At 56.0% G+C, this 22,304-nt stretch carries 23 protein-coding genes; 11 read left to right on the plus strand and 12 right to left on the minus strand.

Annotated features, from left to right (window positions below; all coding sequences use genetic code 11):
- Nucleotides 1-88: 88 nt before the first annotated feature.
- Both SIC18_RS03950 and SIC18_RS03955 read right to left on the minus strand, forming a co-directional pair.
- Nucleotides 89-652, minus strand: a complete 564-nt coding sequence (locus tag SIC18_RS03950) for a KdsC family phosphatase (protein WP_413430223.1) — start codon at nucleotides 650-652, stop codon at nucleotides 89-91.
- Nucleotides 649-1,644 carry a KpsF/GutQ family sugar-phosphate isomerase gene (locus SIC18_RS03955; RefSeq protein ID WP_413430224.1) on the minus strand — a complete coding sequence of 332 codons (996 nt, stop codon included), beginning with the start codon at nucleotides 1,642-1,644 and terminating at the stop codon, nucleotides 649-651. The genes SIC18_RS03950 and SIC18_RS03955 overlap by 4 nt, the downstream gene beginning before the upstream one ends.
- Nucleotides 1,645-1,863: 219 nt before the next feature.
- Here SIC18_RS03955 and SIC18_RS03960 point away from each other — a divergent pair, with 219 nt between their 5' ends.
- The 3 genes from SIC18_RS03960 to SIC18_RS03970 all read left to right on the plus strand — a co-directional run bounded on the left by SIC18_RS03960 (nucleotide 1,864) and on the right by SIC18_RS03970 (nucleotide 6,966).
- A complete protein-coding gene (locus SIC18_RS03960) occupies nucleotides 1,864-4,275 on the plus strand; it encodes a UvrD-helicase domain-containing protein (RefSeq protein ID WP_413430225.1) in 2,412 nt (803 codons plus the stop codon).
- A gap of 4 nt (nucleotides 4,276-4,279) precedes the next feature.
- Nucleotides 4,280-5,515, plus strand: coding sequence for a CCA tRNA nucleotidyltransferase (locus tag SIC18_RS03965; RefSeq protein WP_413430226.1), 1,236 nt, complete (start codon nucleotides 4,280-4,282; stop codon nucleotides 5,513-5,515).
- Between the two features lie 266 nt (nucleotides 5,516-5,781).
- Nucleotides 5,782-6,966 (plus strand): O-antigen ligase family protein, encoded by a 1,185-nt coding sequence (locus SIC18_RS03970; protein ID WP_413430227.1) that lies wholly within the window; start codon nucleotides 5,782-5,784, stop codon nucleotides 6,964-6,966.
- Between the two features lie 150 nt (nucleotides 6,967-7,116).
- Here SIC18_RS03970 and selD read toward each other — a convergent pair whose 3' ends face one another.
- Together selD and galE are read right to left on the minus strand one after the other, a co-directional pair.
- A complete protein-coding gene (gene selD, locus SIC18_RS03975) occupies nucleotides 7,117-9,300 on the minus strand; it encodes a selenide, water dikinase SelD (RefSeq protein WP_413430228.1) in 2,184 nt (727 codons plus the stop codon).
- Nucleotides 9,297-10,409 carry a UDP-glucose 4-epimerase GalE gene (gene galE / locus SIC18_RS03980; protein ID WP_413430229.1) on the minus strand — a complete coding sequence of 371 codons (1,113 nt, stop codon included), beginning with the start codon at nucleotides 10,407-10,409 and terminating at the stop codon, nucleotides 9,297-9,299. The genes selD and galE overlap by 4 nt, the downstream gene beginning before the upstream one ends.
- Before the next feature lie 92 nt (nucleotides 10,410-10,501).
- Between galE and hisS the strand changes: the two genes are divergently transcribed.
- From hisS to SIC18_RS03995, 3 genes are read left to right on the plus strand one after another with little or no spacing between them, the layout of a single operon-like run.
- Nucleotides 10,502-11,788 carry a histidine--tRNA ligase gene (gene hisS, locus SIC18_RS03985; RefSeq protein WP_413430230.1) on the plus strand — a complete coding sequence of 429 codons (1,287 nt, stop codon included), beginning with the start codon at nucleotides 10,502-10,504 and terminating at the stop codon, nucleotides 11,786-11,788.
- A gap of 35 nt (nucleotides 11,789-11,823) precedes the next feature.
- Nucleotides 11,824-13,263 (plus strand): nucleotide sugar dehydrogenase, encoded by a 1,440-nt coding sequence (locus SIC18_RS03990; RefSeq protein WP_413430231.1) that lies wholly within the window; start codon nucleotides 11,824-11,826, stop codon nucleotides 13,261-13,263.
- Complete coding sequence (locus tag SIC18_RS03995) at nucleotides 13,260-14,297, plus strand: NAD-dependent epimerase (protein ID WP_413430232.1); 1,038 nt, start codon at nucleotides 13,260-13,262, stop codon at nucleotides 14,295-14,297. Before SIC18_RS03990 ends, SIC18_RS03995 begins: the two co-directional genes overlap by 4 nt.
- Here the strand turns inward: SIC18_RS03995 and SIC18_RS04000 are convergent.
- From SIC18_RS04000 to SIC18_RS04030, 7 genes are all read right to left on the minus strand, one after another.
- A complete protein-coding gene (locus SIC18_RS04000; RefSeq protein ID WP_413430233.1) occupies nucleotides 14,288-14,575 on the minus strand; it encodes a hypothetical protein in 288 nt (95 codons plus the stop codon). The two genes, SIC18_RS03995 and SIC18_RS04000, sit on opposite strands and share 10 nt — an antisense overlap.
- Nucleotides 14,576-14,966: 391 nt before the next feature.
- Nucleotides 14,967-15,167, minus strand: a complete 201-nt coding sequence (locus SIC18_RS04005) for a photosystem II reaction center protein J (protein ID WP_048347767.1) — start codon at nucleotides 15,165-15,167, stop codon at nucleotides 14,967-14,969.
- 11 nt (nucleotides 15,168-15,178) lie between these two features.
- On the minus strand, nucleotides 15,179-15,298 hold the full coding sequence (locus SIC18_RS04010; RefSeq protein WP_006853746.1) for a photosystem II reaction center protein L: 120 nt from the start codon (nucleotides 15,296-15,298) through the stop codon (nucleotides 15,179-15,181).
- An 18-nt stretch (nucleotides 15,299-15,316) separates the two neighbouring features.
- A complete protein-coding gene (psbF, locus tag SIC18_RS04015; RefSeq protein ID WP_048347768.1) occupies nucleotides 15,317-15,454 on the minus strand; it encodes a cytochrome b559 subunit beta in 138 nt (45 codons plus the stop codon).
- A gap of 3 nt (nucleotides 15,455-15,457) precedes the next feature.
- The gene (gene psbE / locus SIC18_RS04020) at nucleotides 15,458-15,706 is read right to left on the minus strand and encodes a cytochrome b559 subunit alpha (RefSeq protein WP_006853744.1); all 249 of its coding nucleotides are present in this window, start codon (nucleotides 15,704-15,706) and stop codon (nucleotides 15,458-15,460) included.
- Between the two features lie 109 nt (nucleotides 15,707-15,815).
- Nucleotides 15,816-16,826: a photosynthesis system II assembly factor Ycf48 gene (locus tag SIC18_RS04025; protein WP_048347769.1), complete on the minus strand. Its 1,011-nt coding sequence runs from the start codon at nucleotides 16,824-16,826 to the stop codon at nucleotides 15,816-15,818.
- 17 nt (nucleotides 16,827-16,843) lie between these two features.
- Nucleotides 16,844-17,284, minus strand: coding sequence for a rubredoxin (locus SIC18_RS04030; RefSeq protein WP_413430234.1), 441 nt, complete (start codon nucleotides 17,282-17,284; stop codon nucleotides 16,844-16,846).
- A 100-nt stretch (nucleotides 17,285-17,384) separates the two neighbouring features.
- Between SIC18_RS04030 and SIC18_RS04035 the strand changes: the two genes are divergently transcribed.
- Genes SIC18_RS04035 through SIC18_RS04045 form a run of 3 tightly spaced genes read left to right on the plus strand, consistent with a single transcriptional unit; the run spans nucleotide 17,385 to nucleotide 19,075 of the window.
- Nucleotides 17,385-17,747, plus strand: coding sequence for an NAD(P)H-quinone oxidoreductase subunit 3 (locus SIC18_RS04035; RefSeq protein ID WP_413430235.1), 363 nt, complete (start codon nucleotides 17,385-17,387; stop codon nucleotides 17,745-17,747).
- A 3-nt stretch (nucleotides 17,748-17,750) separates the two neighbouring features.
- Nucleotides 17,751-18,530, plus strand: coding sequence for an NADH-quinone oxidoreductase subunit NuoB (gene nuoB / locus SIC18_RS04040; RefSeq protein ID WP_413430236.1), 780 nt, complete (start codon nucleotides 17,751-17,753; stop codon nucleotides 18,528-18,530).
- Complete coding sequence (locus SIC18_RS04045; RefSeq protein WP_250395118.1) at nucleotides 18,527-19,075, plus strand: NAD(P)H-quinone oxidoreductase subunit J; 549 nt, start codon at nucleotides 18,527-18,529, stop codon at nucleotides 19,073-19,075. The genes nuoB and SIC18_RS04045 overlap by 4 nt, the downstream gene beginning before the upstream one ends.
- Before the next feature lie 2 nt (nucleotides 19,076-19,077).
- Here SIC18_RS04045 and SIC18_RS04050 read toward each other — a convergent pair whose 3' ends face one another.
- A complete protein-coding gene (locus SIC18_RS04050) occupies nucleotides 19,078-20,433 on the minus strand; it encodes a gluconeogenesis factor YvcK family protein (RefSeq protein WP_250395125.1) in 1,356 nt (451 codons plus the stop codon).
- A gap of 140 nt (nucleotides 20,434-20,573) precedes the next feature.
- On the opposite strand from SIC18_RS04050, the gene SIC18_RS04055 reads away from it, so the two are divergent.
- Together SIC18_RS04055 and SIC18_RS04060 are read left to right on the plus strand one after the other, a co-directional pair.
- Nucleotides 20,574-21,401 (plus strand): ABC transporter ATP-binding protein, encoded by an 828-nt coding sequence (locus SIC18_RS04055; RefSeq protein WP_048347771.1) that lies wholly within the window; start codon nucleotides 20,574-20,576, stop codon nucleotides 21,399-21,401.
- 3 nt (nucleotides 21,402-21,404) lie between these two features.
- On the plus strand, nucleotides 21,405-22,298 hold the full coding sequence (locus tag SIC18_RS04060) for an MlaD family protein (protein ID WP_413430237.1): 894 nt from the start codon (nucleotides 21,405-21,407) through the stop codon (nucleotides 22,296-22,298).
- Nucleotides 22,299-22,304: the final 6 nt, after the last annotated feature.

Raw genomic sequence — 22,304 nt, forward strand, 5'->3', positions numbered from 1 at the left:
ATTTGCCATACCTGGCTTCACTGTTTGATTGGCTCTTGGGCGGTTGTGTGGTGTGGTGTCTTTGTGGCCTCCCTCAACCCAGTCCCCATCAGTCGTTGCGATCCCTCCACCCCTGTTCCTTCAGTTGCTTCCAGGCGCCACGAGCCTGAAGAATTCGCTCCGCCAGTTCGCGCACGGCCCCATGGCCTCCCTGGCCATGCAGCACTGCATCTGCTTGCTGGCGGAGTGGCCGGCAGGCGTCACTGGGGGCGAGGAGCAGTCCCACGCTGCGGCGCACGGCCAGATCATTGAGGTCATCGCCGAGGTATCCGGTGCGTTCGGGTGTCACCCCCAAGCGTTGTTGCAGATCTGCCAGCGCCACCGGTTTGTCCTTGATACCCACCAAGCAATCACGGATGCCGAGCTGTTTGGCTCTGGCTTCCGTCGCGCCACCTTGGCCACCACTCAGGAAGGCCAGGTTCACGCCAACGCCTTGAAGCAGGCGTAATCCGAGTCCATCGCGGACGTCAAAACGTTTCAGAAGTTGCCCCTGGGCATCGATCCAAAGGCCTCCATCGGTCAGCACTCCATCCACGTCCAGCACTAGCAATTCAAGGTCTTGGAGGGCTTGGCGTTGCCGTTGCCATTGCCATTCACGCAGGAGCTTCTTCATGCAAGCCCCGCTTGCACCAAGTCGTGCAGGCGCAGCAACCCTTGAAATTCGCCGTTGGCATTCACCACCGGCATCACCGAAATGGGTTTGCGCCGGTTGTGTTCCATGGTCTGAATGGCTTCAACGGCCAGCATCTCTGCCGTCACGGTGATCGGGTCTGTCGTCATCAAATCCTGTGCTGTGAGCAAGGCCCATTGGTCGGCGCCGTGAGCACGCAGACCTCGTCGCAGATCTCCATCGGTGATCAACCCCAGGAGATGCTTTGGGGCGGTCGGGTCTTCGACCCAACCGCTGCCGATTGCACCTTGCGTGAGCTTGCCGATCACGTCAGACAGTTTTGTCTTGGCTTCCAGAGGGGGCAGGTTTGCGGCTGGCACCATCAGATCGGCCACCGTCATGGTGAGTTGCTTGCCCAGGGAGCCAGCAGGGTGGTTAAGAGCGAAATCCGCTGGTGAAATTCCACGTCGTTCCATCCAGACGGCGGCGAGGGCATCGCCGATCGCCATGGCGACGGCTGTGCTTGCGGTCGGCGCAAGATTGAGCGGACAGATTTCTCGATTCACAAAGGCTGCAAGCGTCACATCACTGCCTCGGGCTAAGGAGGAGTCCGCTTGACCAACGAGCGCAATTCGTGCGGTGCCTCGACGTTTTAAATGGGGAAGAAGGTCCAGTAACTCGCTGGTTTCGCCACTGTTAGACAGTAAAAAGCAAACATCATCCGAGGCCACCACCCCGAGATCGCCATGGAGGGCGTCAAGGGGGTTGAGGTAGAGGGCCATCAAGCCGATCGAGGAAAACGTAGCTGCGATTTTGCGAGCCACAATTCCGCTTTTGCCGACTCCAGTAATGACCAGCTTGGCTTTGCGGTCAGCACAACGCTCTAACAATCCCAGCGCTCCCTCCACGTCCTCACTGCTGAGGTGCGCAGCAGCATCGGCGATCGCTGCCGACTCTTCCTGCAAGCAGCGTGTGAGTGCGGACAAGCCTTTCATACTCAGAAGTCGCCATTCTCTTGCATGCAGGGTTCTGTCAATTTCGGTTTGACTGGATCATGTTGGTTTTGATCTGGTTGTTGATGCAGGCGGCGGACTTGGATAGATCACATCGCTGAAGACGGTTTTGCAGCATGTGATGTCCGGATATCTCTTGACGATTCCTAGGTGGTTGGTCTCTTCTCCCAGTCCGTCAGTTAGCTCGCATACGATCAGTGAATGAGCTTTCTCGCCGGTCTCAATGACGCCCAGAAGCGGGCGGTCGATCACCATGAAGGCCCTCTTCTGGTGGTTGCTGGAGCGGGGAGCGGTAAGACTCGGGCCCTAACCCATCGGATTGCCCACTTAATTGGTGAGCATGGAGCCGATCCGGCCCAGATCTTGGCGGTGACCTTCACCAATAAGGCCGCCCGTGAGATGAAAGAGCGGTTGGAACTGCTTCTGGCCCAACGCTTGGCTCAAAGTCAATACGGTCAACCCTGGAGCACCCTCCCTCCGGTGGAACAGCGTCAGTTACGCACGCGGATTTATCGCGAGATCACGAAAGAACTATGGATCGGCACGTTTCACGCCTTGTTTGCACGAATGTTGCGCTTCGATATCGATAAGTTTAAGGATTCTGAAGGCCTTACTTGGACGAAGCAATTCTCTATTTATGACGAGGCGGATGCCCAGAGTTTGGTGAAGGAGATTGTGACCCAAGAGTTGCAGCTTGATCCAAAACGATTTGAGCCCAAAAAAGTGCGCTGGGCGATTAGCAACGCGAAAAATCAAGGCTGGTCTCCTGACGATTTGGAAGCCAATGCCGAGGGGCAAAGAGGCAAGCTCAGCGCTGATGTGTACAGGCGTTATCGCAAGGCCCTGGCGGCTAACAATGCCTTGGATTTCGATGATCTACTGCTCCTGCCTGTGCAGTTGCTGCAGCAGAATGAACAAGTGCGTGGGTATTGGTTTCGCCGCTTTCGGCACGTGCTTGTTGATGAATATCAAGACACTAATCGCACCCAGTATGAGTTGATCAAATTGTTGGTAACGGACGGGAAAGAGCCGCAACAAGTGGACGATTGGTCAGGCCGATCGGTATTTGTTGTGGGTGATGCTGATCAAAGTATTTACAGCTTTCGTGCTGCAGATTTTACGATTTTGATGGGGTTTCAGGACGACTTTGGTGACAAAGCCCCTGACGATGTGACGCGCACAATGGTGAAGTTAGAGGAGAATTATCGCTCTACCGCCACGATTTTAGAGGCTGCAAATGCCTTGATCTCCAACAACAGCGAGCGGATCGATAAGGTTCTTCGCCCGACGCGTGGTGAGGGTGAGTTGATCTCACTCACGCGCTGCGATGACGAAATTGCCGAAGCGGAAGCTGTGGTGCATCGGATGCGGATGATGGAAGCGGCGAATCCAGATCTCAGCTGGAAAGATATGGCCGTGCTGTATCGCACTAACGCCCAGTCTCGAGCGATCGAAGAATCCCTGGTGCGCTGGCGGATTCCCTATGTGGTGGTCGGGGGGTTGCGTTTCTACGACCGTCGTGAAATTAAAGACTTGTTGGGCTATCTGCGTCTTTTGATCAACCCAGCTGACACCGTCAGCTTGCTGCGAGTGATCAACGTGCCCAAGCGTGGGATCGGTAAAACCACCATTCAGCGCCTCACCGATGCCGCTAACCAGCTAGGGATTCCGCTGTGGGATGTGGTGAGCGATCCCGAGGCTGTGCGTTCCTTGGGCGGCCGTTCCGCCAGGGGGCTGCTGCAGTTTTGTGAGTTGATCAACGGCATGAAGGAGCGCATTCATGTTGCAACCCCATCCGAACTCATCCAAGAGGTGATGGAGAAGAGCGGCTATGTCAGCGAGTTGATCGCTGACGGTTCCGATGAGGCAGAAGAACGTCGCCGCAACCTGCAGGAGCTGGTGAATGCGGGACTCCAATACCAGGAAGAAAATGAAGAGGGTGATTTAGAGGGATTTCTAGCTTCAGCTGCGCTCGCGAGTGATGCGGATAGCAAGGACACGGCGGCCGATAGGGTCACCTTGATGACCTTGCACAGCAGTAAGGGACTCGAATTTCCAGTGGTCTGCCTGGTGGGATTGGAGCAGGGGTTGTTCCCGAGCTATCGCTCCCTGGATGACCCGGCCTCGCTGGAGGAGGAGCGCCGACTTTGCTACGTCGGTATCACCCGCGCCAAAGAACGTTTATTCATCTCCCATGCGAGTGAGCGGCGCTTGTGGGGCGGAATGCGTGAGCCAGCCATGCCCAGCGTCTTTCTGTCCGAATTGCCGGAAGGTCTCGTTCAGGGTGATGTCCCTCAAAGCGGAGGCGCAGCCCTGCGGCGTGAGCAGCGTCTGGAGCGACTCACCCGCGTTGACCGCGATGATTCCCGACGGGTGGCCTCCGGCGGAGCATCGGGAGCGCCAGCCAATGCCGTGCGTCGCCGCCAGGCTGGACCTGCCCCTGGAAAAAGTTGGAGTGTGGGCGATCAGGTGGTCCATGCCAGTTTTGGTGTCGGGGAGATCACCCACACCTTTGGCAGCGGTGAAAAGGTGTCGATTGCCGTGAAGTTTGCGGGTATGGGGCCCAAAATTCTCGACCCGCGCTTGGCACCCATCGAGCCCGCTGGAGGCTGAGCGGGTGGAGCGTCCAGGTCTTCCACCCCAGCTGTTGCCTGCACTTCAGGCCCTCGCCTCAGAAGCTGGGGTGTCCCGGTTAGCCCTAGTGGGAGGTGCTGTGCGTGATGCCTTGCTGCACGATCAGCACCGTGATCCCTGGCGAGACCTGCCGGATCTGGATTTAGTCCTGGAGGGGTCGGCTTCGGAGTTGGCGGCGGCTCTTCAGCGGCACTACGGAGATCAGCGGGTGAAGGACGTGCGTGTTCATACTGCCTATGGCACAGCTGAGCTGTCCTTCGATGGCGTGTTGCTCGATTTAGCGGGCGCGAGGCAAGAGCAGTACCCGGCACCGGGCGAAAACCCTGTGGTGAAGAGCGGCTCCTTGGAGCGAGATTTGGAGCGTCGGGATTTCACGGTGAATGCGATGGCCTTGGAGTTGTCGCTTTCTGGCGATCGAGAGCCCTGGCTCTTAGACCCGCACGGTGGCCAGTCCCATCTTGCTCGCCGTGAACTTGTCTTTTTGCATGCGTCCAGCGTGGCTGATGACCCCACGCGTGTCATTCGTGCTGCTCGCTATGGGGCTCGCCTGGGGTTTGTTTTGGCCCCCTGTGCGCTTGATCAACTCCGCACAACCTTGAAACGTTGGCCTTGGGCTTGGCGGCATGGCCAATCCACTGAACATGTTCCCCCTGCATTAGGCACACGCTTGCGCATGGAATTGGAGTTGCTGTTTGAGAATGAACCGTGGCTAAAAGCTTTTGGGTTATTGCAGGAATGGGGAGCATTAGTCCTTCTCGATCCGCTTTTAGCGTCTAACGCGCAACTGATCCGTCGTTTGCGTTGGGCTGCAAGGTTGAGGATTCCACTCTTGTTGGCTTTGGTGGCTGCATCGGCGGACCCTGTTTCGCTTGCGCTGCGTCTACAGATTCCGCTGGGTCAGCAGCGCTGGTTGGAGGAATCGATCTCCTTGAAACACTGGGTGCACTCAGAAGTGTTGCTACAAGCCTGGGTTGGCTGGAGCGCAGCTCAGTGGACTGAAGCGTTGGAGACTCGGGCTTGGTCAGCTGAGGCTGTTGTCTTAACTGTGGCAATGGGCGTGCCATGTTGGCGCCCGATGTTGCGTTGGTGGGGGCGCTGGCGGAATGTCGCATCACCTCTCAGTGCAAAAGATTTGATCGCAAGCGGGATCTTGCCTGGGCCAGAGCTTGGCTTGGTTCTCCGTCAAGAAAGGCTAAAGGTGTTGGAGACCATGAAATGACATTGATTCTCAGATTTGATAGTCGCTTTCCTGTTATTTGCTGTTTTGATTTAATGCTCAGGGGACATACTCTGCCCTCGGAAGAGTTCTGAGTGTTTCTAGTTAGTTCTTGATTTGGTTCTTTTAAATGCATGAGGTGGGGTTTTCTGCGATTGCTTGGTTTGATCAGCCTTGCTCCTTCTTTATGGCAAGCTGAAGCATAGGTTTTGCTGGAGTGGTCTTTGCCTGTCATGAATCGAATCAGCCTGAGCTCTCCATGGCTGGATGTGTTGCTGCCTCTTTCGATCCTTGGTCTTGCCTTTGAGCGCAATGAAGATCCACTTTGGATGATATTAATATTCACGCTTTGGTGTGTTCTGAAGTTTGTTAATAAATTGTCTGAGCAGCCAATTTATGGAGTGTTGATTGGGATTCTCATGGTTAGTCTCGGGGCTATCGTGCACCCCTTAAGCACTTCCTCTCCTTCAGACTTGATCCTAGTGCTGATGGCATTTGCTGCCGGACTCAAGCAAACAAACAAGTCTTGGCAGGTCGCACTATTTATTCTGTTGGCAGGAGTCATTGTTGCGATTCCTTTTGTGGAATTTGGCAAGTCGCTTAACGGAAATCTTAACTTTATTCCGTTCTCTTTTGTTCGGGAGATGTTGCCTCAATATGTTGTGCGTATTCAGAGAATCACCATTAATCGTTCTGGTTATCTCTTTGGCCTAATGGCGTTGGCTGGGTGCGGATTGTGGAGGTTTTCGCGTCATGGAACCATGTCCTGGCTGGCTGGGATTGGTGGGGTTGTCAGTTTCGCTTTGGCCTTTGCTACGGGATCGCGTGCAGCATTTGCTGTTCCGGTCTTTGCAGTGATCTTTGCTGAATGTTGTTGGCGCTGGAGGGCGAGAGCGTCAAGGAGCTCAGGGCAATTGGCTGGTGCGGTGCTTGCAATTGTTGTGGCCTTAAATTTGTTGCTTTATCTGCCGATGAGTCCTCTGGCTTATCGAAATACCAGCGATGCTGCCCGCGCTGATGTAGCTCAATGTTTTGTAAGGCAGAGTTTGGGTCGATGGCCAGAAATCGTGGTAGGGGCGGGGTTTGATAGGCGTTCTGACAATTGCTTTGAGATTACAGAAAAAAATCCAAAATCTCTCTATGGGAGAGGAATACCTCATGCGCATAATGCGTTTCTGCAAGTATTAGGAGATCAAGGGCTCATCGCTTTCCTGCTGATGATTGTTTCGTTTTGGCTTGTCCTTCGGCGATTATTTGATGCTCTTCGATGGGATAATTTGGGCATTGCTTGGACCGGCTTGGCCTGTGTGTTTTTTATTTTGTTTGCCGGAATTGTGGAGTCTACTTTGATTAAGACATCGTTCCAGCAGGTGGTGACTGGATATCTTCTTTCTATGGCTTGGATGAGTCCTTCTGGTGATGAGAAGCAGGGTTCGATTGAGGGCAAGACATGAGATCGCTAGCTCTTGAATAATCTGGCATTGAGAGTCTTCGCTCTTTTTCTATGGCTTAAATGCCAAGGCTTCAAGATGGATTAGCTATAGGCAATCAATGCCTTGTTGGTGAAAGTCTTGCTTTTCTGATCAGCTCTATGAGTGCCTGATTTAAGTCAATATGCTTCCAATTCTCCACCAATTCTCTGATCCGTTTCTTGAGAGAATTTCATTGGCTAATTCTGGAGTAACGGCGATCAGTAATGGTCCGCAGGTTTGTGGGTCTACGAGTAGTTCCAGGGCTGCCTTATGCCTGGGGCTCCCCTTGGTGATTGCACCGAGATGCAGGGTTATGGGCTTAGGCAGGTTTGCCTCTGGCTGAGGTTGAAGTAACGACCAGGCGCGGCGGTTGGCTGGCGCCATGCTGCTGGTATGGCCCTTTTCGAGCAGCTCAATGGCCCCCTTTAGAGCAGGAAGTGCTTCTACTTCGAGCTGCACTCTTAATGGTGGATTGTTGATAGAAGGAGTTTCGAGCATTTCGCCTAAGTGGCCTAACAGTCCAAATCCAGTGATGTCGGTAGCGGCATGGAGTTGGCCAGGGTGCTCTTTCTCAAGATTCCTCAGTAGTTCCACGCGCTGATGTTGACTTTGATTCATTTGTGCTAGTGCCCGGTCGAGGTCACCTGGCCGCACGGCCCCTTTCATCGCCGCAGCGAAGAGCACGCCCATACCCAGTGCACCGCTGAGCAACAACTGGTCGCCGGCTTGCATTCCGCGCTTGCTCCAAATCGGACCTTGCGCTGAGCCCTGCACGTTCAAGGCCACCTGCACCCCCAGGCTCAAGGTTCCCTCGCTCTGGCTGCGTGTTTCCAGGGTATGGCCGCCGATAAGCTCCGCGCCCTGGTCTTCAAGCGCCGATCTCAGGCCGGCAAGAGTTTGGCTGAGCAGCAGTCGTTGCAACGATGGAGCCGCCAGCGGCAGAGTGACCACGGCCTGGGCTGAGCGCACTTTTGCGCCACATGCCCAGAGGTCGGAACAGGCGTGCAGAGCCGTGAGCCGAGCATTAAGCCATGGATCGCTGATCAGGGCTGGAAAGCCATCCACGCTTTGCAAAACGGAATCGCCATCTGTGCTTTGGGTCTCTGGTATGGATGCAGCATCCTCTGGTGCATTGCCAAACTTGGCGAATCCGGCGTCCTCGAGAGCCGCTTCTAGATCGTCTGCGGGTAATTTTGCGGCACAGCCCCGGCAAAGCATGGTGCCTTGGGCATCGTGGTTTACTTCAGCCATCTTTGCCCCTCGCAATCGAGACATAAACCGGCGGTCAATATGCTCTTTCCATGTCCATAACAAGGCGTGGGGGCCTAGGCAGATCGGGCCCCAGAGGACCCACGCCGTGGGCTTCCCGTTGCGGCTAAAGCCGCCAACCAACTGCATGGCTTGCCTTTGGGAGCGCCAGGGACGTAATGGCCTGTTGTTGCAGCTGGCCTTGAGGTTGCGTGACAAGGGATCAGCGGCTCGTACGGCCCAGACGCCGGAAGCGGGCCGTGGATCGGCGTCGATCACAGCGCAGTCTCCTGCCGCGAAATGGCCTGAATGGCCAAGCACTTCCAGAGTGGCTTCTGTTCGCACTCTGCCTCGCTCATCGACTGGTAACCCGCTGTCTTTCAGCCAGGTGGGTGCACAGCTACCAGTGCAGTTCAGATCAAGGCTTTCCTGCCCTTGGAAGGAGGGTTTGGTCCTCCCCTCAGGGGTAGAGGCTGGTTGCACCGATACCCCTGCAAGCGCTAACCCTTTTTGAAATCGTCGGTGAATGGCGTTCGTTCGTGCTTGGAGGCTCACTGTTCGGCTAGGCCAGCGATGGCGTAAGGCAAGGCTTAGTTCGATGGCCGCTAGGCCTGAACCCACAATCCGTACGGGGGCGGTCAGTGGATTCGCGTCGGCCTCATCGATTGCGGTGAGGGCCTGTTCCAGCGGTTTAATCGCGATTGTGTCTCGTTGGATTGGGCCAAGGTTGTTGGTGATGCAGCCCACGTTGAGGCTGAGCTGGTCGTACCGAATTGGTGGGCGGTCAGCCAACCAGAGTTGGTGTTTGAGCGGATCAAGCCCCTTGATCTCCGCGACGATGAGGGCAACTTCGGCCTGATCCGTCAGCTGTCGCAGATCGATCTCCAGTTCTTCGCGCTGGTAATGGCCTGCCACGAGTCCTGGAACCATTCCCGAATAAAGGGCGGTGCTATGGCGACTGATCAGGGTGATGAAACGGTTTGGTCTGCTGCCAGGGTTCATGACCCATTTCCTCAGCAGCAGTGCATGGCTGTGCCCTCCTCCGGCTAGCACCAGATGCCCTGTCATGTTTGGCGGATGTAGCCCTGGGGATTGGCCTGTTGCCAAGACCAGCCATCGCGGCAGATGTCGGTCAGCGAGCGCTGCGTGCGCCAATAGAGGTGTTCGGCCGCCAGAGTTGGATTGGCCAAGGTGATGGCTACATCGCCGGGACGCCTGGGAGCGATTCGATAGGGAATCGGACGCTGGCTCGCTGCTTCCATGGCCTTCACCACATCGAGCACGCTCGCTCCCTGCCCGCTCCCCAGATTGAGGGTGAGCAATTGGGGATCAGCATTGAGCAGCGAATGGAGTGCTTCTCGGTGACCTTCGGCTAGATCCATCACATGGATGTAATCGCGAATGCAGGTTCCGTCTGGCGTTGGCCAGTCGTCACCAAACACAGTGAGTTGAGGCCGGCGGCCTACGGCCACTTGAGTGATGAAGGGGAACAGATTGTTGGGGATGCCGTTGGGGTCTTCCCCAATCCGTCCACTGGGGTGGGCGCCTACGGGATTGAAGTAGCGCAACCGAGCGATGCGCCAGCCACCTTCGCTGGCTTGGATTGGTTCAGTGTTACCGCTGCACCCCGCCAGATTTGCGAGCAGTGACTCTGCGGCGTGTTTGCTGGCTCCATAGGGATTGATCGGTTGGATCGGGGCCGTTTCCGGAATCGGCACTTGATCCGGGTAGCCGTAAAGGGTGGTGCTACTGCTGAACACCAGGGTGCGGCAGCTGTGGCGGTCCATCGCACTCAGCAGTCGCTGAGTGCCAACAACGTTGACATCCCAATACCGCAAAGGCTGTTGAACCGATTCACCTACAGCCTTCAGTCCAGCGAAATGAATCACCGCCTCAATCGGCTGGCCGAACGTTGTCGCGCTTGCGAACAGGGCATCCAGGCATTGGGCATCCCTGATATCTCCCTCTACCAGGGTGAACGTTTCCGGTGCCGCTCTCAGGGTTGGTTGATCTCGCTGTAAGCGAACGCCTGCGAGTTCAGCGACCCGTTCCAACGCGACCGCTGAGCTATTGCTGAAATCGTCCAGCACCAACAGTTGATGGCCAGCCTCCAGCAGCACAAGGCAGGTATGGCTGCCGATGAAGCCGGCTCCGCCCGTAATCAGCAGTTGGGCCATCGAATCGTTGTTATCCCATAGCATTCTGGGGCGGAGGGGGCCTAATTACACGATTCGTCGGCAGACTGCGCTGGTGATGGTGATGGTGTGCTGTGAGTCAGCTGCAGACATTGCGCGGCATGGTGGATCTGCTGCCGGAGCAGACCAGACGTTGGCAGGCTGTGGAGTCGGTGGCGCGCGAACACTTTCGTTGTGCGGGTTTAGACGAGATTCGAACGCCGTTGCTCGAATTCACGGACCTGTTTGCCCGGGGCATTGGTGAGGCCACGGATGTGGTGGGCAAGGAGATGTACACCTTTTTGGATCGGGGCGACCGCTCTTGCACCCTGCGTCCAGAAGGCACCGCCTCTGTGGTGAGAGCAGCGCTCCAGCATGGCCTGCTGAGCCAAGGGCCTCAGCGGCTGTGGTACGGCGGTCCGATGTTCCGTTATGAACGTCCTCAGGCTGGCCGTCAGCGCCAGTTTCACCAGATCGGTGTCGAATATCTCGGGGCCAGCAGCCCTCGAAGCGATGCTGAGGTGATCGCCCTGGCCTGGGATCTGTTGTCTGACTTGGGGATTCAGGGCCTCAAGCTTGAAATCAACAGCCTCGGTACTCCTGACGATCGCCAGCGCTTTCGCTCTGAGCTGGTGGAGTGGCTTGAGGAGCGCGTTGAGCAGTTGGATGCAGAGTCCCAAGCGCGTCTCAGCACGAACCCCCTGCGCATTCTCGACAGCAAAGACAAGGGCACCCAGCTGCTGTTGAACGATGCGCCAACGCTGTTAAAAGCCCTTGATAAGGAGAGTGTGGATCGGTTTGAGCAGGTGTGTGCCCTGCTGACCGCGCTGCAGATTCCCTATCAACTCAATCCCCGCTTGGTGCGTGGTCTCGATTACTACGGCCATACCGCGTTTGAAATCACGAGTGATCAACTCGGTGCCCAGGCCACAGTCTGTGGCGGTGGTCGTTACGACGGGCTGATCCAGCAATTGGGTGGCCCAGCCACGCCCGCGATCGGCTGGGCCCTGGGGATGGAGCGTCTGTTGCTGGTGATCGCAGCTGCTGCGCAAGCCGATCCCGATGGAGCTGCGGCCCGGCTCACAGCCACGCCATCACCGCTGGTGTATGTGATCAATCGCGGCGAGCAGGCTGAACCACAAGCATTGACTTTGGCCCGGACATTACGGGGCGCAGGCCTTGCCGTTGAGCTGGATGGCTCGAGCGCGGCGTTCGGCAAGCAGTTCAAGCGTGCCGATCGTTCCGGTGCGCCATGGGCTGTGGTGCTTGGTGATGAAGAGGCTTCGGCAGGGACCTTGCGGCTGAAGCCCTTGCGTGGAGAGGGCGAGGAACAGCAACTCACCTGGGAGGACGCCGTGTCTTTCCTAGCCAAACAGCGATAACCTGCCGAGTCAAAGACGGCGCCAGCGTTTTTCTGATGAGCAGCAATCCCAAGATTCGATCGATTTGCTGTATTGGCGCTGGCTATGTGGGTGGTCCCACCATGGCCGTAATCGCCGATCGCTGCCCGGAGGTGAAGGTCACGGTTGTGGATATCAATCAGGATCGGATTGCTGCCTGGAACAACAGCGATCTCTCCAAGTTGCCTGTGTATGAACCAGGGCTGGATGCGGTGGTCGAGCGGGCGCGCGGGCGGAATTTATTTTTTTCCACGGCGGTTGAGGACACGATTGCTGCTGCAGACATGGTGTTCATCTCCGTGAACACACCCACCAAGACCAGGGGCCTGGGAGCCGGCCAGGCCAGTGATCTTCGCTGGGTGGAAGCCTGCGCGCGCACGGTGGCGAAGGCCGCTACGGGCCACACGATTGTGGTGGAGAAAAGCACCCTTCCGGTGCGAACGGCGGAAGCCGTCAAGGCGATTTTGGGCTCCGTTGATTCATCAGCGGACTTGAAAACCTTTTCGGTGCTCTCCAATCCAGAGTTTTTGGCTGAGGGGACGGCGATTCGTGATCTAGCAAGCCCTGATCGCGTCTTGATCGGTGGGGAAAACGCTGAAGCAATCGATGCTCTGGCGGAGATCTACAGCCAGTGGGTGCCTGAAGAGAAGATTCTGCGCACCAATCTGTGGAGCAGCGAGCTCTCCAAGCTCACCGCTAACGCCTTTCTTGCGCAGAGAATTAGCTCGATCAACTCGGTTGCGGCCCTGTGTGAGGCCACCGGTGCGGATGTGCGCGAGGTGGCGAAAGCGATCGGCACTGATAGCCGGATTGGACCCAAATTTCTCAACGCAGGTCCAGGATTTGGGGGCAGCTGTTTCCAGAAAGACATCCTGAATTTGGTGTATCTCTGCCGTCACTTCGGTTTGCCAGATGTGGCCGACTATTGGGAGAGCGTGGTGTTGCTGAACACCTGGCAACAGCACCGCATTGCGCGCTTGGTGGTTCAGAAATTGTTTGGCACGGTCACAGGCAAGCGCTTGGCGATTTTGGGCTTTGCGTTTAAGGCGGACACCAACGACACGCGCGAGGCTCCAGCGATTCGAATCTGCAGAGATCTTCTTGAAGAAGGGGCCCAGCTAGCCATTCATGACCCGAAGGTGGATCCGGAACAGATCAGCCGCGATTTAAAACTGATCGCGAGCCACGCACCGGAGGCTGATGCCGGGCCAACGCGGGGTGCCTTGAGTGGAGAAGCCACCTGGTGGCCGAGCTCCGATGTGGCCTCAGCGCTGCGGGGTGCCGATGCCGTATTGATCCTCACGGAGTGGCAGCAGTACCGGGAGCTCGATTGGGCCGGACTTGCGCCTTTGATGCGCAAACCAGCCTGGGTGTTTGATGCCCGTGGCGTCGCTGATCCGAAACAAGTCGCCTCTGCTGGTTTGAATGTTTGGTGTGTTGGGGAGGGCGACGCGTGAGCCAGTCTTTACGTCCGATTTTGGTGACTGGTGCGGCTGGCTTCATCGGAGCCGCGTTGTGCGAGCGACTACTCCAACGGGGCGATCATGTGATCGGCATTGACAATCTCAATGACTATTACGACCCAGCCCTGAAGCAGGCACGCCTTGCTCGCATCGAGACATTGGCCGCGCCAAGGCCTGGATCTTGGAGTTTCCAACGCCTGGCCTTGGAGGACGGCGAGGCCTTGCTCAAGCTGTTTGCGGCGGAGAGACCGCGGGTGGTGGTGAATCTCGCAGCCCAAGCGGGTGTTCGTTACTCACTGGAAAATCCAGCTGCCTATATCCAGAGCAATTTGGTGGGCTTTGGCCACATCCTTGAAGGTTGTCGTCATCACGGCGTTGACAATTTGGTGTACGCCTCCAGTAGCTCGGTGTATGGCGGCAACCGCAATTTGCCGTTTCACGAACAACAAGCGGTGAATCATCCCGTGAGCCTCTATGCCGCCAGCAAGAAAGCGAATGAGTTGATGGCGCATACCTACAGCCACCTCTATGGGTTGCCAGCCACTGGCCTGCGCTTTTTTACGGTCTATGGCCCATGGGGCAGACCGGATATGGCTCCAATGTTGTTTGCAAAGGCGATCCTGGCCGGAGATCCAATCAAGGTGTTCAATCACGGCAAAATGCAGCGTGATTTCACCTACATCGACGACATCGTGGAGGGTGTGTTGCGCTGTTGCGACAAGCCCGCCACTCCGAATCTCGAGTTTGATCCGATGCAGCCTGACCCGGCGACGGCCGCGGCACCTCATCGGGTGTTCAATATCGGCAACAGTCAGCCCACCGAACTTCTGCGTTTCATTGAGGTGATGGAACAGGCGTTAGGGAGGGAAGCAATCAAGGATTTTCAGCCGATGCAGCCTGGTGATGTGGTGGCCACGGCTGCAAACACAGAGGCTTTAGAAGCTTGGGTGGGATTTAAGCCTTCGACCTCGATCGAAGAGGGCATTCAACGGTTTGCTGATTGGTACCAGACTTTTTATCAACCGTAGAAGCTTTTCCCGTCCACACGTTTTTGTTGGTGTCTGCGCGCTTGCTTGCGGGTGTATTCACTAACGGTTGGATTGGCCACACTCGGGTCGACATGGGCCACCTGCTCCCACAGATGTTGGGGCGCCCAGCGCACGGTGTATTGATCAGGGGAATGTTTGATGATGTGGCACCAATGGCTGCTGCCGCATTGTTCGCAATACAGCTCTTCAAGCCACTCGTTGCTCAACACAAACACTGGATAAGCATTAATCACGAGTCGTGCAGTTTTGGAAGACATCCCGCGTTGCTTAAGGGCTTCTGCGCTCAATAAATGCAAAAAATATTTTTTTCCGTTTCCTCGAAGGATTTGACCCTGGTGAACCGGGCAAACAAGTTGCCTGCCCTTTGGTCGTCTTTTGCGGGGTTTCTGCTGTGACTGATGCTGATTCACTGAACAGGACACGTTGCAACAGCCTTGTCTGTGATCACTTCAATCGTAAGGGTTCAACCGTCATGAAAACGTCCAAAACGACCAAAAATTCGATCCAGATTGCATCAATGCACAATTGGGATCACGCTTCGTGCTTCGCGATGATTGTGTTATGCCTTCCTAAATAGATTGCAATAAAAAATCCCATCGATAGAAAACTATCCATGGGAAGAGATTTGATTAAGGCTTGAGAAAATAACTAGGCAGAACCAACGCCCACATAGGAGCCATAAAAGAAGAGGCCAACAACAAAAATGACTGCCATCCCACCTGCTGTAGCAACAAGCCAAAGAGGAAGAGTGCCTTCAGTCCAGCGAGACCTCCAGGCAACTGCTGGTCGGCCATCGGGTAGGCGATCTGGTATGCGACCGTCTGGCAGATTGGATTTCTTACCGCTCATGATTCAGTCCTTCAGTTGAAGAAGTAGCTGGAAAAAAGGATTCCAGTCGTAAAAACAATCAACAGCCCTAGATAAAGGCTCGTGCGGTTTAGCTCAACCGGCAGATTGTTGGGGTTGGGATTGCGCTCCATGGAAATTTCGTTGGGTGATTAGCGGCGAATAAACTGCATCGCAGCTAGGGCACCCAAGAAGAAAACTGTGGGAACACCCAAGGTGTGCAAAGCGAGCCAACGCACCGTGAAGATTGGGTAGTTGCGAGGCGTTGAAGTGGCTGGAGACTGTGTCATGGCTTATTTCAAGCGCAGGTCGAGTTCAGATTTGCCCTCATAACGCTGGCTCACAACAGGAGCCTTGCTTTCAGAGGCCTGAAAATAAGCATCTGGACGAGGTGTGCCGAAGGCGTCGTAAGCGAGACCTGTGGACACGAACAGGAACCCTGCCAAGAAAATGGATGGCAAGGTGATGGCATGAATCACCCAGTAACGAATACTGGTGATGATTTCGAAAAACGGGCGTTCCCCGGTGGAGCCGGCAGCCATGGCGTCGGGCGTATCAGCTGATTGATCTTAGGGCAGCTGCCCCAAACTCGCGCCGCTCTCACTCCACTGGTTACAGAGCGTTGTCAGAGCCGCGGGAGTTCGGATGGGATCAGCTCGTGGCGGACCAGCGCAAGAGGTTGCCGCGCTCGCCAAGAAGGAAGGCATGCAATCGATTGCCGCTGTGATCGAACACGAAACGGTTGAAATTCGTGGGGGTCTGATTCGCTTCGGGATCCCGTTCCCAGCTGTCGCCGTTGTCACGACTCACCAGCAGCGTCCCATTGCCGCCACCGGCCCAAATGGCACCGTCATCGGACCAGGCCATGTCCATGTAGCCGTAGCCATTGGTGATCGGGATGATCGCCTTACCCCAGTTCTCATTGTCAACGTCATCTTCATTGAAACGAATCTGAGCTCCTCGAGCCACCATCCACAACTTTCCATCAGGTTGATAGCCGATGCTTTGAAGCCGCTGACTGCTGACGCGCTGGTGCACTTGCCAGACGTCTTGCCCAGGGGCCCATCCGGCATAGAAGTTGCCGAGGCTGCTCACGCTCACATATCCACCTTCAGGTCCCCGTCGCAAATCGCGAATCGCACCCGCGGCATCACTCACCTCCGCTTCCCAGCTTCCGCCTCCGTCACTGGTGCGATAGACCGCACCAACATTGGTAGCGAGTTCGGCTGTGTTGGGTCCTAGAGCTGTAATCAGGTAGGGCTCGCCTGGAAGTTTGGTGTCAAGGAAGAGTCGGGTCCAGTTCTTGCCACCATCGGTGGTGTGCATCAGCAAACCAGGCTGGCCTGCGATCCAGCCATCGTCACCGTCGAAGGCGATGCTGATTAATCGAAAATTCTCTTCGACAGGGAGATCAAGGCTGCGTTCATTCCAATTGGCACCGCCATCATTCGTTTCAAGGATGAGTCTGTTACTTCCCACAAGGAAGCCATGGTCGGCGCTCGTGAAGGCCACATCCAGAGGATTGGCTTGGGTGTTGAGGTCAAGGGCTTGCCAGGGGCTGGACTGTGCCATCGGCAAACGCGTGGTGACACACCCACCAAGACCGAGGCCAATGCAGGCCACTAACAAAAGATTGAAGAAAGGGGTAAGCAGTTGCTTCATTGGGATCAGAGGTGGTCTCAGCGCAGTGAATAAAGAGAGAGGAAGAAAGCAAAGCCAAGGGCGAGGCCGCCAAAAATCAGCACATTTTTTTGCCCTGGAGTGAGGCGGTTAACGCCGAGACCGAAATTAAGGTTCTCCTCAAACCCACTCGCTTTGGAGCGAGGCCCAATGTCGGTAAAGGCTCCCACCCTGCTGCGGCAGACCGGACAACGGAATCTGATCGGGTCGAGATCTTCAAAAGCAGTGCCCACAACGATGCCCAGCTTTGTGACACCTTCATTGGGGTCGTAAACGTATCCACAGCTTCGGCATTCGAACCGATGCGTGCGTGGATCGGATGTCTCCTCGACCGTGCTTGTGTTCGCCTCGTCTTGATGGGGTTCGGCTTCGATTAACTCCTCTGCGAGGGGGTCAACGTCGGCGGGAACGTCCGCTGCTTGGCTGATCTCTTCGCTCACCACTCCTCCACAAGGTGCCAAGACTCTATCGGCGCTGGGCCTTGCAACGACAGAGGTGGTCTACGAATGCCAGACTGGGGTTCAAATCGAGGCTGCCTTGATGTTTGTGCTGCCGGGTTATGACGCATTCCTGGGATTTCTGCTGATTGCTGCAGCAGTACCCGTTTTGGCGTTGGTGACCAACAAGTTTTTGGCTCCTCGCAGCCAGACCGGAGAGCGTGAGCTCACCTATGAATCCGGGATGGAGCCGATCGGTGGCGCTTGGATTCAATTCAATATTCGCTATTACATGTTTGCGCTTGTTTTCGTCATTTTTGATGTCGAGACGGTCTTTCTTTATCCCTGGGCTGTTGCCTTCCATCGCTTGGGCTTATTGGCGTTCATTGAAGCCCTTGTTTTTATTACCATCCTCCTTGTGGCATTGGCCTATGCATGGCGTAAAGGCGCCCTCGAGTGGAGCTGATTGATGACCGACCCCATCACCATGACCTCAACCGGCGACAGCCCTTCGATCCAATCCCTTCGCGATCTTCGTGAAGCGAGTTGCGGGCCCGTAGGTGGAGCTGCAGAGGGTTCGCCCACTGTCACGAATGATCTGAGTGAGAACGTCATCTTGACGAGCTTGGATGACTTACATAATTGGGCGCGTCTCAGCAGCCTTTGGCCGTTGTTGTACGGGACGGCCTGTTGTTTTATCGAGTTTGCTGCTCTTCTTGGCTCGCGCTTCGATTTTGATCGCTTTGGACTTGTGCCTCGTAGTTCGCCTAGGCAAGCCGATCTTTTAATCGTCGCTGGCACGGTCACGATGAAGATGGGTCCGGCATTGGTTCGGCTTTATGAGCAAATGCCTGAACCGAAGTACGTCATCGCAATGGGAGCCTGCACGATTACGGGCGGTATGTTCAGCGCTGATTCCACGACCGCTGTTCGTGGCGTGGACAAACTGATCCCTGTGGATCTGTATCTTCCCGGATGTCCGCCTCGTCCTGAAGCTATTTTTGATGCGGTGATCAAGCTTCGGAAAAAGGTGGGAAATGAGTCGGTGAGTGATCGCCGTCAGCTCAAGCAAACGCACCGTTACTGCACCGTCGATCACGCCATGGTTCCCGTTGAACCAATCGTGACGGGCTCCTACCTGCGTGCTGAGACCCAGGTCGCTGCTCTCGCTCCTGGTGCAGGTGTCCCGATGCCTGAACCAGAGCAAACTGAGTCCGCTGAGCCCGTCTCCTCAGGTGCGTCGTCATGAGTCCTAATTCCGAGAAGCAGTCGTCTGCTGATGTACCTGTTTCGGCCTCTCCTCAACCAGGTCCTGTGAGCCAATGGCTGAACAAGCAAGGCTTCGATCACGATCCCTTGGATGCCGACCATCTCGGTGTTGAGCAAATCGGGGTTGAAGCTCTGTTCTTGCAAGTGATTGCTGCTGCCTTGAAAAGCAATGGTTTCGACTACTTGCAATGTCAGGGCGGATATGACGAGGGGCCCGGCGAGCGGCTCGTTTGCTTCTATCACTTTGTGGCGATGGCTGAGCTCATCGACGGCAAGAGAGACACCCTCCGTGAAGTGCGCCTCAAGGTGTTCTTGTCCCGGGAGGGTGAGCCCAGTCTTCCCAGCCTGTATGGACTCTTCCGTGGCGCGGATTGGCAGGAGCGTGAAACCTTCGACATGTTTGGCATTCACTTCGACGGTCATCCCCATCCGAAGCGTTTACTGATGCCTGAAGACTGGACGGGCTGGCCGCTTCGTAAGGATTACGTGCAACCCGACTTCTATGAAATGCAAGACGCTTACTAAATTCAAGCGTTTTGACTGTCACGCTTATGCCGCCGGTAAAAGCGCATCACAGCTAAGGCAAGACTGCGAGGATCGTGGCGGAGAGTCGCAGTGGGCCGGCTCCCCTGAAGTGGGGCCTGCATGACTTCAAAGCCCTCTTGTTGCAGTTGCCTGCTGTTGCAGATCACTGGTTCTGCGCCCAACTTGCGGTAGTGCGCCAGAAGAGCAGATTCCCTGATGGGTTCCTGGGCAAGCACGCAGTCGAACAAGCGCTTGCTCACCCCGAGAGAAGCCAATTGGGCTTCGATGGCGCGCAGGTGACCACTCACATCCAATCCATCCGTTTCGCCTGGTTGGGTCATCAGGTTGCAGATGTAAAGCCTGGGCGCGCGGCTGCGTTGAATCGCCGTGACCAATTCAGGCACTAGCAGGTTCGGAAGAAGTGAGGTGTACAAACTGCCTGGTCCCAGCAAAATCAAATCGGCGTGGGCAATGGCCTCGAGTGCTCTGGGTAATGCCGGTGGCTTTTCCGGCAGGCATCCCATCCGCACAATCGGGCTGCGTGCATTGCCAATCGCCGATTCCCCTTCAATCGTTGTGCCGTCTTCGAGTTCAGCCCAGAGACGCACATCGGCGTTGGTAGCGGGCACCACCTGGCCCTGAACGGCGAGGACGCGACTTGACGCTGTGATCGCTGTTTCCAGGCTCCCCGTAATCGCGCTGAGGGCGGACAGAAAGAGATTGCCAAAGCTGTGGCCTTCTAGACCGCTGCCCGCTGAGAAGCGGTATTGGAACAGACGGGTGAGTAACGGTTCTTCTGTGGAGAGAGCGGCAAGACAGTTGCGGATGTCTCCTGGAGGCAACACGCCAAGTTCGCGACGCAGCACGCCGCTACTGCCTCCGTCATCGGCAACGGTCACGATCGCTGTGATGTGGCTGCTATAGCGCTTCAGACCACTCAGCAAGGTTGATAAGCCTGTTCCACCACCAATCGCCACAATGCTGGGGCCTCGATTGAGGCGACTTTTTGCACGAAGCGCATCTATTAAGACCGTGTCTTTTTCCGGGGCCAGGGCCTGTTGGATCGAGCCAAAACTCTGGCTTTGCCCCCAGAGCAGCAGTCCGATCCCCAGCAGCAGCACGAGCGGACCGGTGAAAGCACCCGGCAACACTCTCGTGATCCAACCAAGAGATTCTTGAATGGCCCAGAGCATCCAATAGATGGGTTGTAGGTCTGCCCAGACCGCAGCCCCTAAGAGGGCCAAGACCAATCCAATTCCCGAGGTGAGTAGCCATCGCTTCACCACCAGTCCGGGTTGCAACCAGCTCATGGCCCTGCGGGAGCGCAGCATTAGATCGCGCTGCCGTTCCGCCTGCATGGCTCGGAGTCGTTGTCGATTTCCGCGGCGTGGAGGGCTGGTCAAAAGGGATCGGGTGCGATGGCGTCAAATCCACCGAAGTAGTTGAACTGTACGGAAGTTGAACCTGATCACCAACCTTTTACGGCAATCCAGGCAGGATGAGTCAACTTTCAGCCATCAGCCCTTTGGTTAACGCGCGGGATTCCTCGTTCAAACCCGTTGTTGAGATGAGAGATCTCACGATGCAGTGGGGGTCTCATCCGGTGCTGGACGGGGTGAATCTGCTGATGAATCCCGGGGAGCGCATCGCGGTGGTCGGTCCTTCAGGAGCGGGAAAATCAACCGTTTTGCGTTTGCTGGCTGGTTTACAACTGCCCACCGCTGGCGAATTGAGGTTGTTTGGTGAACCTCAGACCTACCTCCGCCTGGATCAACGCCGTCCGCCCGATGTCCGTCTTGTCTTCCAAAACCCAGCACTGTTGGCGTCCTTAACGGTGGAGGAAAACGTTGGCTTCCTATTGAACCGGCTCGGAAGGATGCGTCCCGCCCAAATTCGCGACCGTGTCATGGCCTGCTTGGAAGCTGTGGGTCTTTATGAAGTCGCCCATCAATATCCCGGCGAAATCAGTGGAGGGATGCAGAAGCGAGTGAGCTTTGCTCGCGCCTTGATTGATGATCCAGATCGAGATGAAGCTGCCATGCCCCTCTTGTTATATGACGAGCCCACAGCAGGTCTAGACCCAGTGGCAGCCACGAGGATTGAAGATTTAATCGTCAAAACCACCACAGTGGCTCAGGGGTGTTCGCTGGTGGTCAGCCATGTCCACAGCACCATCGAACGCACGGCGGAGCGAATTGTGATGCTGTATGGCGGCCGGTTCCAATGGGACGGAACTGTGGACGATTACCGAACAACAGAGAATCCCTACGTTGTTCAGTTCAGGACGGGTAACCTGCGCGGACCTATGCAGCCTGCTGAGCACTGAATTATGCGTCGGAGCGTACGTGAGGGGATTGTCGGATTTTCCGTGATTGCCGCGGTTGTCGGCTTTGCAGGCACCATGCTCTGGCTCAGAGGCGAGCGTGTTTTGTCAAAGTCTTGGACCGTGACGGCCGATTTCCAGGATGCAGGGGGATTGGCGGTTCGCTCACCTGTGACCTATCGGGGAATCATGGTGGGGAATGTCACGGATATCAAGGTGACGCCTAAGGCTGTCAGGGTGTCGATCGAGATTTCTCAGGATGATCTCCAGTTATCGCTGCCTGTTCAAGCCGCAGTGGCGTCTGAATCGCTGTTGGGTGGAGACTCTCAGGTGGCCCTAACCAGTCTTGGCCCGCCTCCTCAAAAGAATGCTCCGTTGCCCAAATCTCAACGCTGCAAAGGGCAGGGTGTTTTGTGTGATGGAGCAACGATTCAAGGCAGCGAATCCGCGAGCCTCGCATCGATCACAAACTCTTTTCAGGAGCTTTTGAATCAGGCAAAGACAGAACAGTTGGTCCCCAAGTTGGTTGGATCGACAGAACAGTTCGACGAAACGTTGAGGGATATTGAGCTGCTTGCCACGCAACTCAGAGAGGATTTGGCTAAGGCTGCACCCACGATTGCGAACCTCAATGAAGCCACGGCTCAGGCCGCTAGTGCAAGTCGTCACATCAACAGCATTGTGAGCGCTTTTGACACGCCAACAACCATGACCGACCTCAAGCAAACGGTGAGCAATGCCCGATCGTTGACAGCAACCTTTGATGAGGTGGGTGGTGACGTTGAAAAACTCACGGCAGACCCCCAATTCATGGCGGCTGTGCGGAGCGTCACGATCGGTTTAGGCCAGTTTTTTCACGAGTTGTACCCAGCAAGCACCCCGGATGTCGCCAAGCCTTAAACCGTG

Origin of the sequence: Synechococcus sp. Cu2B8-bc1011 (genome assembly GCF_047302735.1) — a bacterium.
In the GTDB taxonomy this organism is placed as follows: Bacteria; Cyanobacteriota; Cyanobacteriia; order PCC-6307; family Cyanobiaceae; genus Synechococcus_C.

Bases quoted from the DNA above. Each gene is read 5' to 3' on its own strand.
- SIC18_RS03950 (WP_413430223.1), bottom strand. From the start codon at position 652: ATGAAGAAGCTCCTGCGTGAATGGCAATGGCAACGGCAACGCCAAGCC.
- SIC18_RS03955 (WP_413430224.1), bottom strand. From the start codon at position 1,644: ATGAAAGGCTTGTCCGCACTCACACGCTGCTTGCAGGAAGAGTCGGCA.
- SIC18_RS03960 (WP_413430225.1), top strand. From the start codon at position 1,864: ATGAGCTTTCTCGCCGGTCTCAATGACGCCCAGAAGCGGGCGGTCGAT.
- selD (WP_413430228.1), bottom strand. From the start codon at position 9,300: ATGACAGGGCATCTGGTGCTAGCCGGAGGAGGGCACAGCCATGCACTG.
- galE (WP_413430229.1), bottom strand. From the start codon at position 10,409: ATGGCCCAACTGCTGATTACGGGCGGAGCCGGCTTCATCGGCAGCCAT.
- SIC18_RS03990 (WP_413430231.1), top strand. From the start codon at position 11,824: ATGAGCAGCAATCCCAAGATTCGATCGATTTGCTGTATTGGCGCTGGC.
- SIC18_RS04000 (WP_413430233.1), bottom strand. From the start codon at position 14,575: ATGTCTTCCAAAACTGCACGACTCGTGATTAATGCTTATCCAGTGTTT.
- SIC18_RS04005 (WP_048347767.1), bottom strand. From the start codon at position 15,167: ATGAGCGGTAAGAAATCCAATCTGCCAGACGGTCGCATACCAGATCGC.
- SIC18_RS04010 (WP_006853746.1), bottom strand. From the start codon at position 15,298: ATGGAGCGCAATCCCAACCCCAACAATCTGCCGGTTGAGCTAAACCGC.
- psbF (WP_048347768.1), bottom strand. From the start codon at position 15,454: ATGACACAGTCTCCAGCCACTTCAACGCCTCGCAACTACCCAATCTTC.
- psbE (WP_006853744.1), bottom strand. From the start codon at position 15,706: ATGGCTGCCGGCTCCACCGGGGAACGCCCGTTTTTCGAAATCATCACC.
- SIC18_RS04025 (WP_048347769.1), bottom strand. From the start codon at position 16,826: ATGAAGCAACTGCTTACCCCTTTCTTCAATCTTTTGTTAGTGGCCTGC.
- SIC18_RS04035 (WP_413430235.1), top strand. From the start codon at position 17,385: ATGTTTGTGCTGCCGGGTTATGACGCATTCCTGGGATTTCTGCTGATT.
- nuoB (WP_413430236.1), top strand. From the start codon at position 17,751: ATGACCGACCCCATCACCATGACCTCAACCGGCGACAGCCCTTCGATC.
- SIC18_RS04045 (WP_250395118.1), top strand. From the start codon at position 18,527: ATGAGTCCTAATTCCGAGAAGCAGTCGTCTGCTGATGTACCTGTTTCG.
- SIC18_RS04050 (WP_250395125.1), bottom strand. From the start codon at position 20,433: ATGCAGGCGGAACGGCAGCGCGATCTAATGCTGCGCTCCCGCAGGGCC.
- SIC18_RS04055 (WP_048347771.1), top strand. From the start codon at position 20,574: ATGAGTCAACTTTCAGCCATCAGCCCTTTGGTTAACGCGCGGGATTCC.
- SIC18_RS04060 (WP_413430237.1), top strand. From the start codon at position 21,405: ATGCGTCGGAGCGTACGTGAGGGGATTGTCGGATTTTCCGTGATTGCC.